This window comes from Mycolicibacterium arseniciresistens, from assembly GCF_030519285.1.
Lineage (GTDB): Bacteria > Actinomycetota > Actinomycetes > Mycobacteriales > Mycobacteriaceae > Mycobacterium > Mycobacterium arseniciresistens.
On the sequence record NZ_JAUMSQ010000075.1, the window covers coordinates 20,854 to 32,221 of the forward strand.

Annotated in this window: 9 protein-coding genes and 1 pseudogene; 5 read left to right on the forward strand and 5 right to left on the reverse strand. The window is 68.8% G+C overall.

Annotation, left to right across the window (positions count from 1 at the left end):
* Positions 1-52 precede the first annotated feature (52 nt).
* The 3 genes from Q2100_RS12620 to Q2100_RS12630 are packed head-to-tail and all read left to right on the forward strand — an operon-like array spanning position 53 to position 2,555.
* Complete coding sequence (locus Q2100_RS12620) at positions 53-1,108, forward strand: phosphotransferase (RefSeq protein ID WP_302914329.1); 1,056 nt, start codon at positions 53-55, stop codon at positions 1,106-1,108.
* Positions 1,105-1,479 (forward strand): nuclear transport factor 2 family protein, encoded by a 375-nt coding sequence (locus tag Q2100_RS12625; RefSeq protein ID WP_264012049.1) that lies wholly within the window; start codon positions 1,105-1,107, stop codon positions 1,477-1,479. The genes Q2100_RS12620 and Q2100_RS12625 overlap by 4 nt, the downstream gene beginning before the upstream one ends.
* Positions 1,476-2,555 carry a TIGR03857 family LLM class F420-dependent oxidoreductase gene (locus Q2100_RS12630; protein WP_302914330.1) on the forward strand — a complete coding sequence of 360 codons (1,080 nt, stop codon included), beginning with the start codon at positions 1,476-1,478 and terminating at the stop codon, positions 2,553-2,555. Before Q2100_RS12625 ends, Q2100_RS12630 begins: the two co-directional genes overlap by 4 nt.
* A 55-nt stretch (positions 2,556-2,610) precedes the next feature.
* Here the strand turns inward: Q2100_RS12630 and Q2100_RS12635 are convergent.
* Positions 2,611-4,106, reverse strand: a pseudogene (locus Q2100_RS12635) (acyl-CoA carboxylase subunit beta).
* A gap of 88 nt (positions 4,107-4,194) precedes the next feature.
* Here Q2100_RS12635 and Q2100_RS12640 point away from each other — a divergent pair.
* Together Q2100_RS12640 and Q2100_RS12645 are read left to right on the forward strand one after the other, a co-directional pair.
* A complete protein-coding gene (locus tag Q2100_RS12640; protein ID WP_302914331.1) occupies positions 4,195-5,253 on the forward strand; it encodes an LLM class F420-dependent oxidoreductase in 1,059 nt (352 codons plus the stop codon).
* Positions 5,250-6,485, forward strand: a complete 1,236-nt coding sequence (locus Q2100_RS12645) for a cytochrome P450 (protein WP_302914332.1) — start codon at positions 5,250-5,252, stop codon at positions 6,483-6,485. The genes Q2100_RS12640 and Q2100_RS12645 overlap by 4 nt, the downstream gene beginning before the upstream one ends.
* A 9-nt stretch (positions 6,486-6,494) precedes the next feature.
* On the opposite strand, the gene Q2100_RS12650 is transcribed toward Q2100_RS12645, so the two are convergent.
* From Q2100_RS12650 to Q2100_RS12665, 4 genes are all read right to left on the reverse strand, one after another.
* Positions 6,495-7,778 carry an amidohydrolase family protein gene (locus Q2100_RS12650; RefSeq protein ID WP_302914333.1) on the reverse strand — a complete coding sequence of 428 codons (1,284 nt, stop codon included), beginning with the start codon at positions 7,776-7,778 and terminating at the stop codon, positions 6,495-6,497.
* A 54-nt stretch (positions 7,779-7,832) separates the two neighbouring features.
* Positions 7,833-8,036 (reverse strand): YbdD/YjiX family protein, encoded by a 204-nt coding sequence (locus Q2100_RS12655; RefSeq protein WP_264012043.1) that lies wholly within the window; start codon positions 8,034-8,036, stop codon positions 7,833-7,835.
* Positions 7,970-10,276, reverse strand: a complete 2,307-nt coding sequence (locus tag Q2100_RS12660; protein WP_302914334.1) for a carbon starvation CstA family protein — start codon at positions 10,274-10,276, stop codon at positions 7,970-7,972. Before Q2100_RS12660 ends, Q2100_RS12655 begins: the two co-directional genes overlap by 67 nt.
* Positions 10,277-10,332: 56 nt before the next feature.
* On the reverse strand, positions 10,333-11,368 hold a 1,036-nt coding region (locus Q2100_RS12665; protein ID WP_302914335.1), incomplete at its 5' end, for an ATP-dependent DNA ligase.

The following is an 11,368-nucleotide window of genomic DNA, read 5'->3' on the forward strand; positions in this document are numbered from 1 at the left end:
TCGACAACTAACTTAGTTGTTCATCGTCAACTACCTCGCCGGGGAGGCCCGCGTGACATCAGCGGCCCCGGCCATCCCGTCGGGCATCGACGGCGTCACCGCGGGCTGGCTGAGTGATGCGCTCGGCGCGCAGGTCGACGGTGTCCGCAGCGAGCAGATCGCCCTCGACAGCGGCTTCTCTTCGCTGCTCTACCGGCTGCACCTGACGGGCGACGCCGTACCGGCCACCGTGATCGCGAAGCTGCCCGCGCAGTCGGAGGCCCGCGGCGCGATGGATCTGCTCGGCGGTTACCGGCGCGAGCTCGCGTTCTACCGCGCAGTGGCCGGCCGTGCACCGATGGCGACGCCGCACGTGTACGCGGCCCGGATCGCCGACAACGGAGTCGACTTCGTGCTGGTGCTCGAGGATCTCGCCGACTGGGACAACGCCGACCACCTGGCCGGGCTGTCGATGCGCCGGGCCCGACTGTGCGTCGCTCAGCTCGCCGGGTTGCACGCCTGGTCGGCCGATCCGGCCAATGCCGCGGCGCTGCAGCCGTTTCCGAGCTTGGACACCCCGATCGCCCGCGATCTGCTGCTGCCCGCCTTCGCGCCGGGCTGGCAGATCTACCGTGCCCACACCGAGGCGACGCTGCCCGCAGCGGTGGCTGCGTTCGCCGAACGTTTCGCCGAGCGCGCAGTCGCGGCGCTGCCGGCACTGACCGAGCGGGACACGCTGCTGCACGGCGACATCAGGGCCGACAACCTGTTCTTCGACGGGGACCGGATGAAGGTGGTCGACTTCCAGTTCGCGGCGCGGGGCTGCGGCGCCGCAGACATCGCCTACCTCGTCACCCAGGGTCTGCCCGCCGGCGTGCGGCAAGGACACGACGAGGCGCTGCTGCGCGAGTACCTCGAGCGTCTCGACGGCCACGGCGTCGGCGGCTACGGCTTCGACGAGGCCTGGCGGCACTACCGGATGGCTGCGGTCTACCTGATGCTGCTGCCCGTCATCACCCTCAACGGCTGGGACGCGCTGCCCGAGCGGTCCCGCCGCCTGTGCCTCACGCTCACCGACCGGGCGGTCGCGGCGATCCGCGACATCGACGCGTTGGAGGCGTTCGGGTGACCCGCACCGCGCGTGAGGTCGTCGAGCTCTACAACCTGGTGGTGTGGAACGAGCGCGACTTCGCCCTCGCGGAGGAACTGATGGGGGACACCGTGACGCGGCACGAAGTGGGCGAGGCGACGGTGCTCACCCACGAGCAGGCCGTCGCGCGCATCGTCGACCACTGGGCGATGTTCGACACGATCCGGTTCGAGCTCGACCTGGTGGTCGCAGGCGACGACGGCGAGCACGTGGCGATCGTGTATCAGTCGCCGATGAGGTTGAAGGACGGCACCGAGACCACCGTCGGCAGCATGGAGATCTTCCGGGTGGTCGACGGCCGGATCACCGAGGTGTGGAACTGCGGCTACAAGCAAGGGGTTTGGGCATGACACATTCGGCGGGCAGGAGCGAAGCGACCCGGGGAAATGCGGAGTCGTTGGACGAGCTGGGCTACTACCTGCTGGCCGGCGCCGGCGGTGAGGGGCCGGCCACGCTGATGGACGAGGCCCGCCGGGGCGAGCAGCTGGGCTTCGGCACGGGCTTCATCTCCGAGCGGTGGAACGTCAAGGAGGCGTCGTCGCTGACCGGCGCCGCGCTCGCAGTCACCGAGCGGATGCAGATCGCCACGGCGGCAACCAATCACAACACCCGCCACCCGCTGATCACCGGATCGTGGGCGACGACCATGCACCGGCTGTCCGGCGGGCGGTTCACCCTCGGCCTCGGCCGGGGGATCGCGGCGATGTACAACGCGTTCGGCGTGCCCGCGGTGACCACCGCGCAGATGGAGGACTTCGCGCAGGTGATGCGCAAGCTGTGGCACGGCGAGGTGGTGTTCAACCACGACGGGCCCATCGGCAAGTACCAGGTGCTGTTCCTCGACCCGGACTTCAAGGAGGACATCCGGCTGGCGATCGTGGCGTTCGGCCCGCAGACCCTCGCACTCGGCGGCCGCGAGTTCGACGACGTCATCCTGCACACCTACTTCACCCCCGAGACGCTGCAGCGGGCCGTCAGGACGGTCAAGGACGCGGCCGAGCAGGCAGGCCGCGACCCGAACAGTGTCCGGGTGTGGTCGTGCTTCGCCACCGTCGGTGATCACCTGCCCGAGGACCTGCGGCTGAAGAAGACCGTCGCCCGGCTGGCCACCTACCTGCAGGGCTACGGCGACCTGCTGGTGAAGACGAACAACTGGGATCCCGCCGTGCTGCAACGCTTCCGCGACGATGCGGTGGTGCAGTCGATCCCCGGCGGCATCGACCACAAGGCGACCGCCGAGCAGATCGAGCACATCGCCGGCCTGATCCCCGACGAGTGGCTCGAACCGTCGGCCACCGGCTCGGCGCAGCAGTGCGTCGCCCGGGTGCGCAAGGAGTTCGAGTACGGCGCCGACGCGGTGATCCTGCACGGCGCCACGCCCGACGAACTGGAGCCGATCGTCACCGAGTACCGCGCCACCCGGTGATTTCGGCGCGGTGACATTCGCTGACCGAACGAAAGCGCGCCGAAATCGCCTGGAGTCAGGGGGTGATGACGGTGCGGCTCACCGGTTCCGCGACGGCCTGCCTGCTGAAGATGCCGCGCTGCAGCGTCGCGAGCAAGGCGTCTCGGGTCTCCTCCGGTGAGATGAGTTCGTCGAAGCCGAGGTGGCCCGCCGACCGGTAGGACGCCTCGAGTTCCATCTGCTTGAGCACCTCGGTGTAGTCCTCGCCGGCGTTCGTCGCCTTGCTCAGCGCGGCGGCGCCCATCGCGCCCATCGTGGCGCCCGGGTAGGCGAACGTCGCCACCTGGTCGTCGAAACCGAGCAGTGACATCACCATCGAGCCGAAGCCGAACGCCTTGCGCAGCGTCACATGAAGTTTCAGCGTGGTAGCGGAGGTCTGCGCGGCGAACATCCGCGCACCGCTGCGCAGCACGCCCCTGCGCTCGGACCGGCTGCCCGGCAGCATCCCCGGGTTGTCGGCGAGGAACACGATCGGCAGGTGGAACGCGTCGGCGACCGCGATGAAGTGCGCGGCCTTGTCCGCGGCGTCCGCGTCGATCGAGCCGGCCAGCACCTCCGGCTGGTTCGCGACGACCGCGACCGGATACCCGCCGAGATGGGCCAGCGCGCAGATGACGGCGCGGCCGAACGTCGGCTGTACCTCGAACCAGTCGGGCCGGTCGAAGATCACATCGAGCACCGAGCGCATGTCGTAGATGTGCCGGTTGTCCCGCGAGACGATGTCGCAGATCTCCGGCGTCGGGCGCGGACCCGCGGTGTCGTCGGCGAGCCGGGTCGGCGGATACGACCATGCGCTGGAGGGGAAGTAGGACAGGTAGCGGCGGATGTCGTCGAGCACCGTCTCGTCGTCCTCGGCGTGGTTGTGGATCACCCCGCTGGCGAGTGCGACGCCCGGCCCGCCGAGGTCCTCCTTCGAGATGTCCTCGCCGGTCGACTCTTTCACCACCGGCGGACCTGCGGTGAAGATCGCGCCGTGGCTGCTCATGATGGTGAAGTCACACACCGGGGCCACCAGTGCGCCGTGCCCGGCAGAGGGACCCAGCACCGCCGAGACGGTGGGGACCTTGCCGGAGCACTTCGCCTGGGCGATGAGATCGGTGGGCGTGCGGCCGTAGTGCTCACCGCTGGGCCGGAAGCCGGCGCCCTCGAGCAGCATGACCAGTGGGATCTTGTTGCGCAGCGCGAGTTCCCCAGCCGGTAGCGCTTGGAGTTGCCGCCCGGTCCGATGCTGCCCGCCAGTGTGGTGAAGTCCTCGGCGCCGACCATCACCGGAACGCCGTCGATCCGGCCCGCGCCCGCGATCAGCCCGTCCGCGGCGACGTCGCCGCCGACCAGGGTGCCGAACTCCTGGAACGAGCCATCGTCGAGGAGGCGGTCGAGCCGGGCCCTGGCGTCGAGCTTGCCCTTGGCGTGGTGTCTGGCCACCCGCTCGGGTCCACCCATGCCGAACGCGCGCTCGCGGCGACGGTCGAGGTCGGCGAGCGTTTCCTTCCAGTCCTGCGCGTGGTCCATTCGAGAAGCTCCTGACGTCGAAAGGGCATCGTCGCACCGGCGTGGTCACGTTGACCATACTGAATTGCTTACTGTAGCTTCTGCGGGTATGGGTGGAGGCGGTGCTGCCGGCCCCCCGATCGGCCGTCTCGCGATCGACCGGGGCATCCCCAGCGACCTGACGCGGGTCCGGGGAGTCGCCGAGGGGTTGGAGCGGCAGGGCTTCGACGGGTGCTGGACCGGTGAGATCTCCCACGACCCGTTCCTGCCACTGCTGCTCGCCGCCGAACACACCTCGCGGCTGCAGATCGGCACCAGCATCGCGGTGGCCTTCGCGCGCAGCCCGATGACCGTCGCCAACGTGGCGTGGGATCTGCAGGCATACTCCCGCGGTCGGTTCATCCTCGGGCTCGGCACGCAGATCAGACCGCACATCGAGAAGCGGTTCAGCATGCCGTGGAGCCGGCCGGTGGCCCGCATGCGGGAGTTCGTGCAGGCGTTGCGGGCGATCTGGGCCTGCTGGCACGACGGCACCCGGCTGGCGTTCGACGGCGAGTTCTACACCCACCGGCTGATGACGCCGATGTTCACCCCTGAGCCGCATCCGCACGGCACGCCACCGGTGTTCGTCGCCGCGGTCGGCGAGGCGATGACCGAGATGTGCGGAGAGGTGGCCGACGGCCTGCTGGCGCATGCGTTCACCACCAAGCGCTACCTCGACGACGTCACGCTGCCCGCCCTGGAGCGTGGGCTCGCCACGGCCGGGCGCACCCGCGCCGATGTCGCGGTCTCGTGCCCGGTGTTCGTCGTGACCGGAGAGACCGAGGAGGGCTTCGCCGCCGCGGCCGCCGCCACCCGCAAGCAGATCGCCTTCTACGCCTCCACGCCGGCGTACCGAAATGTGCTCGATCTGCACGGCTGGGGTGAGCTGCAGACCGACCTGCACCGGCTGTCCAAACAGGGCGAGTGGGACGCAATGGCCGCGCTGATCGACGACGACGTGCTCGGCGCGTTCGCCGTGGTGGCGCCGCTCGAGGAGGTCGCGGAGGCGCTTCGGCGCCGGTGTTCGGGGGCGATCGACCGTGTGCTGCCGGGCTTCCCGTCGACGGTGCCGGACGACACCGTCGCCGCCGTACTCGAGGAACTGCGTCACGAAGGAGCCCGATGAGCACACCGATCATGGACGAGGCCGCCAGGGTCTTCGCCGACCCGAAGTCCTACACCGACGAGTCGACACTCCATGCCGCGCTTGCCCATCTGCGGGCGAACGCGCCGGTGTCGTGGGTCGACGTGCCGGGCTACCGGCCGTTCTGGGCGATCACCAAACACGCCGACGTGATGGCCGTCGAGCGCGCCAACACCGTCTTCACCAACGCACCGCGGCCGGTGCTGATGACCGCGGAGTCCGACGAACTGCAGGCCGGCGTCGGGGTCAGCACCCTGATCCACATGGACGATCCCCGGCACCGGGTGGTGCGGGCGATCGGCGCCGACTGGTTCCGGCCGAAAGCCATGCGCGCGCTGAAGATCCGGGTCGACGAACTGGCGAAGACCTATGTGGACAAGATGGCCGCCATCGGCTCCGAATGCGACTTCGTGCAGCAGGTGGCGGTGAACTACCCGCTGTACGTGATCATGTCGCTGCTCGGGGTGCCGGAGTCAGACTTCCCGCTGATGCTCAAGCTCACCCAGGAACTGTTCGGCAGCGACGACGACGAGTTCAAGCGCGGCGCCGACCAGCAGGAGCAGATGTCGGCACTGCTGGAGATGTTCCAGTACTTCACCGCACTCACCGCCGCGCGCCGCGAGCACCCGACCGACGACCTCGCTTCGGCGATCGCCAACGCCCGCATCGACGGTGAACCGCTGTCCGACATCGACACCGTGTCCTACTACGCGATCATCGCCGCCGCCGGCCACGACACCACCAGCGCCACCATCTCGGGCGGCATGCTGGCCCTGCTGGAGAATCCCGAGCAGTGCGACCGGTTGCGGGCCGATCCCGGCCTGATGCCGACGGCCACCGAGGAGATGATCCGCTGGGTCACGCCGGTGAAGGCCTTCATGCGGACCGCGCAGGAGGACACGCAGGTGCGCGGCGTGCCGATCGCGGCGGGGGAGTCACTGCTGCTGTCCTACCCGTCGGCCAACCGCGACGAGGACGCCTTCGCCGACCCGTTCCGCTTCGACGTCGGGCGCGACCCGAACAAGCACGTCGCCTTCGGCTATGGCGTGCACTTCTGCCTGGGCGCCGCGCTGGCCCGAATGGAGGTCAACAGCTTCTTCTCCCAGCTGATCCCGCGGCTCGAGTCGATCGAACCGGCGGGGAAGGCCCAGCACGTCGCGACGGTGTTCGTCGGCGGCCTCAAGCACCTGCCGATCCGGTACACGCTGCGCTGAGCCCGCGCCCTACTCGCCGGAGTTGCCGCGCGCCGCCGCGTGCAGAGCGTCTGCGCGACTGCCCTTCTCGTGATGGCTCAGCGCCTGGATCGACACGTCGTGGCCCTCGGCCGCCCTGCGCAGCGCCCCGACGGTGGCCTGTTCGCGCGGGATGTGGGCGAACGGGTCGAAGGAGTACCAGCGCATCGCGTTCTCGTGGGTCATCTTGTTGATGTCGCCGTCGGACACGCTGTGCTCGGTGAGCACCTCCCACAGTTCCTCCGGGGCACCTGGCCACATGGAGTCGCTGTGCGGATAGTCGGCCTCCCAGCAGATGTTGTCGATGCCGATCCGGTGGCGGAGTTGCACGCCGACGGGGTCGCTGATGAAGCAGGTGAGGAAGTGGTCGCGGAACACCTCGCTGGGTACCTTGCCGCCGAAGTCCTGCTTGGTCCAGGTGGAGTGCATCTCGTAGGTGCGGTCCACCCGTTCGAGGAAGTAGGGGATCCACCCGGTTCCGCCCTCGGACAGCGCGATCTTCAGGTCGGGGTACTCCTTGACCGGCCGTGACCACAGCAGGTCGGCGGCGGCCTGCACGATGTTCATCGGCTGCAGGGTGATCATCACGTCCATCGGCGCGTCGGGCGCGGTGATGGCCAGTTTGCCCGACGAGCCGATGTGCACGTTGAGCACCGTGTCGGTGTCGCACAGCGCTTTCCACAGCGGGTTCCAGTACTCGTTGTGGAAGCTGGGGTAGCCCATCGCGGCGGGGTTCTCGGTGAAGGTCAGTGCGTGCACACCCTTCTCGCTGACGCGGCGCACCTCCTGGGCGCACAGTTCGGCGTCCCAGATCACCGGGATCGCCATCGGGATGAAGCGCGCCGGGTAGGCGCCGCACCACTCGTCGATGTGCCAGTCGTTGTAGGCCTGCACCAGTGCCAGCGAGAACTCGGAGTCCTCGGTGGCGAACAGCCGGCCGGCGAATCCCGGGAACGACGGGAAGCAGATCGAGCCGAGGATGCCGCCGGCGTTCATGTCCTTGACGCGTTCGTCGACCTGCCAGCAGCCCGGCCGGATCTCGTCGAGGCCCTGCGGTTCGAGGCCGTACTCCTCCTTCGGCCTGCCCGCGACCGCATTGAGGGCGACGTTGGGGATGACGATGTCGCGGAACTGCCAGGTGTCCGAGCCATCGGCGTTGTGCACCAGTCGCGGCGCCTCGTCGGCGTACTTCTTCGGCAGATGGTTGGCGAACATGTCCGGCGGTTCCACGATGTGGTCGTCGACGCTGATCAGGATCATGTCGTCCTTGTTCACAGGACGCTCCTTTGACTAGGTGGCCTTACCGTACGGCTTACAGTTTAGCGCCTGTCAGCAGCAGCGGGCGCCCGGATTCGCATCCGCGGCGGCGTGCCGCAAGCGCCAGTACTCCCGTTCCGAGGGCACCGGCTCGCCCGGGTGGAGCCGCCTGCGGTGTTCGACGTACCGCCGGTAGTGGTTGTCGCCCATCAGTGTGGCGCAGTACCAACGGATCTGACGCGCAACTTCTGCAGATCTTCTGGCAGCTCGTCCCATTGCTTGGCCACCTCCTTCTCGGCCTTGGTCGCAACCATGCCCGACGGGGCGAACAGTCGCGACGGCACCGGGTCGTCCTCCGTCAGCGGGCTGCCGGTGCCCCTGACGGCACGCAGCGCCATCACCACGCCCGCGGCGAACACGATGACCACCAGCACCGCGAAAACGATCGACAGGGTGCCCTGGATGAACGTGTTGCGGATGACGGCGTCGAGCTGACCCGCGTCCTTCGCCGCATTGAACGCCGTCTTGCCCGCCTCCTTGGCCTCGCGGTACTGGAAGTGCTGTGTCCAGTACCCCACCTTCGGATCACCGGAGAAGATCTTCTGCCAGGACGCCGTCATGGTCACCACCAGGTCCCACAGCAGCGGAACACCGGGTATCCACGCCCATTTCAGCAGCCCGCGCTTGATGACCACCACGGTGACCACCGTCAGCGCGATGGCGGCGAGCAACTGGTTGGCGATGCCGAACAGCGGGAACAGGGTGTTGATGCCGCCGAGCGGATCGGTGACGCCCATCAGCAGGATGCTGCCCCACGCGGCGACGACGATGATGCTGCAGATCCATGCTCCGACACGCCAACTCGGATTCTGCAGCCTCTTCAGCGGCCCGCCGAGATTGCCCAGCGCGTCCGACAACATGAACCGCGCCACCCGGGTGCCCGCGTCGACCGTGGTGAGGATGAACAGCGCCTCGAACATGATCGCGAAGTGGTACCAGAACGCCTTGAGGCTCTCGCCGCCGAAAACCTGGAGCACTTCGGACATGCCGAACGCCAGCGTCGGCGCGCCACCGGTGCGCGACACGATCGACTCCTCGCCGACGCCCTTGGCGGCGGCGTCGAGTTCGGCGCCGGTGATGGGAGCGTCCGACAGTCCGAGGCTGTTGACGTAGTCCGCCGCGGTCTGGGCGGTGCCACCGGTGGACGCCGCAGGCGCGTTCATCGCGAAGTACAGGTGCTGGTTGAGGATCGCCGCGGTGATCAGTGCCATGATCGCGACGAACGACTCGGTCAGCATGCCGCCGTAGCCGATCAGGCGCATCTGGCTTTCCTTCTCCAGCAGCTTCGGTGTGGTGCCGGAGGAGATCAGCGAGTGGAACCCCGACAGCGCGCCGCAGGCGATCGTGATGAACAGGAACGGGAACAGTGACCCGGCGAACACGGGCCCGGTGCCGCTGGCGGCGAACGACGAGATCGCTGGGGCCTCCATGATCGGGCGCGCCAGCAGGATGCCGATCGCCAGCAGGACGATGGTGCCGACCTTCATGAACGTCGAGAGGTAGTCGCGCGGGGCCAGCAGCAGCCAGACCGGCAGCACCGATGCGGCCAGCCCGTAGGTGATGATGCACCACGACAGCGTCACCTTCGACAGCGTGAACCAGTCGGTGCCCCATGAGGTCTCGGCCACCCAGCCGCCGGACGCCACCGCAAGCAGCAGCAGCGCGACGCCGATCAGCGACACCTCCGAAACCCGGCCGGGTCGCAGATACCGCAGATAGACACCCATGAACAGCGCGATCGGGATCGTCATCGCGATGGAGAACACGCCCCAGGGGCTCTCCGCCAGCGCGCCGACCACCACCAGCGCCAGCACCGCCAGCAGGATGACCATGATGACCAGCACGCCGACGATCGCGGCGACGCCGCCCACGGTGCCGAGTTCGTCACGGGCCATCTGGCCCAGCGAGCGGCCCCGGCGACGCACCGAGATCGACAGCACCAGATAGTCCTGCACACAGCCGGCGAAGACGGCGCCGATGATGATCCAGATGGTGCCCGGCAGGTAGCCCATCTGCATCGCCAGCACCGGCCCCACCAGCGGGCCCGCGCCGGCGATCGCGGCGAAGTGGTGCCCGAACAGCACCCGCCGGTCGGTCGGCATGTAGTCGGTGCCGTTCTCGAAAACCTCTGCAGGCGTGGCGTTCTCGTCCTTGGGCTTGACGATCTTCATCTCGATCAGCCGGGCGTAGAACCGGAAACCGATGACGTAGGTGCAGATCGCGGCGATGACGAACCAGACGGCGTTGACCGTCTCACCCCGGAAGAAGGCGATGACCGCCCAGGCGACCGCCCCGATCACGGCGATGACGCCGAAGATGATGCGGTGCTTGGCGGTGATGGGGGAGCGGTCGACGACCGCCACCGGCGGTAGGTCCTTATCCGTCCGGACGTAGGTGATGTGGCCGTCGGTCGTCTGCTCCGCAAAAGGAGCCGCGGGCGCGGGGGTTGAAGCCATGGGCCGATCTTTCCACCGGTGCCCGGCCGATTGGGTGGATTCGTTCGGTCGGCTCGTCAGCGCTCGTAGAACGCGCGGACCGTGTCGACGGTGTCGGCCTCGGCCGGAGCCTTGTCGTCCCGGTAGCGCAACACCCGCGCGAAGCGCAACGCCATCCCGCCGGGGTAGCGGCTCGACCCCTGCACCCCGTCGAACGCGATCTCGACCACCTGTTCGGGCCGCACCCTGACCACGTAGCCGTCGGTCGGTCCGTCCGCCAGGTCGAGGAAGCGCGCGGTCTGCCAGTCGAGCATCGCATCGGTCATGCCCTTGAATGTCTTGCCCAGCATGACGAATCCGCCGGTGGCCGGATCGCGGGCGCCGAGATGGATGTTGGAGAGCTTGCCGGTGCGCCGTCCCGAACCCCACTCCACGGCGAGCACCACCAGATCCAGGGTGTGCACCGGCTTGACCTTGAGCCAGCCCGCGCCGCGCCTGCCCGCCTCGTACGGCGCCGTCGGCGATTTCGCCATCACACCCTCGTGCCCCGCCGCCAGCGTCGCGTCGAGGAACCGCTGCGCCGCCGCGGAGTCGGTCGTGTACAGCCGGTCGACGCGCTGCGCGGCGGGCACCAGCACGTCGAGCCGGGCCAGCCGCTCGGCGGTCGGCAGGTCCAGCAGGTCGTCACCGTCGACGTGCAGCAGGTCGAAGAAGAAGACCGACAGCGGCTGGCCCTCGGCATCGCGACCGCCGCGGCGCCCGAACCGCGACGCCGTCACCTGGAAGCGGTCCGGCCGCCCGTCGGGTCGCAGGGCGATCGCCTCGCCGTCGGCGATCAGCGTTCGAACCGGCAGCGCCCGGGCGGCCGTCACCACCTCGGGCAGCCGCTCGGTGACGTCGTCGAGGCTGCGGGTGTAGATCGACACGTCGTCGCCGTCGCGGTGGATCTGCACCCGGGCGCCGTCGAGCTTGGCTTCGAGCACCGCCTCGCCGCCGAGCCGGTCGAGGGCATCGGCCACGCCGGTCGCGGTCTGCGCGAGCATCGGCCCCACCGGCCGGCCCACCGTGAGCGTGAACTGGTCGAGGGCCGCGTCGTCGCCGGTCAGCGCCGCG

Bases quoted from the DNA above. Each gene is read 5' to 3' on its own strand.
- Q2100_RS12630 (WP_302914330.1), top strand. From the start codon at position 1,476: ATGACACATTCGGCGGGCAGGAGCGAAGCGACCCGGGGAAATGCGGAG.
- Q2100_RS12640 (WP_302914331.1), top strand. From the start codon at position 4,195: ATGGGTGGAGGCGGTGCTGCCGGCCCCCCGATCGGCCGTCTCGCGATC.
- Q2100_RS12645 (WP_302914332.1), top strand. From the start codon at position 5,250: ATGAGCACACCGATCATGGACGAGGCCGCCAGGGTCTTCGCCGACCCG.
- Q2100_RS12655 (WP_264012043.1), bottom strand. From the start codon at position 8,036: ATGGGACGAGCTGCCAGAAGATCTGCAGAAGTTGCGCGTCAGATCCGT.
- Q2100_RS12660 (WP_302914334.1), bottom strand. From the start codon at position 10,276: ATGGCTTCAACCCCCGCGCCCGCGGCTCCTTTTGCGGAGCAGACGACC.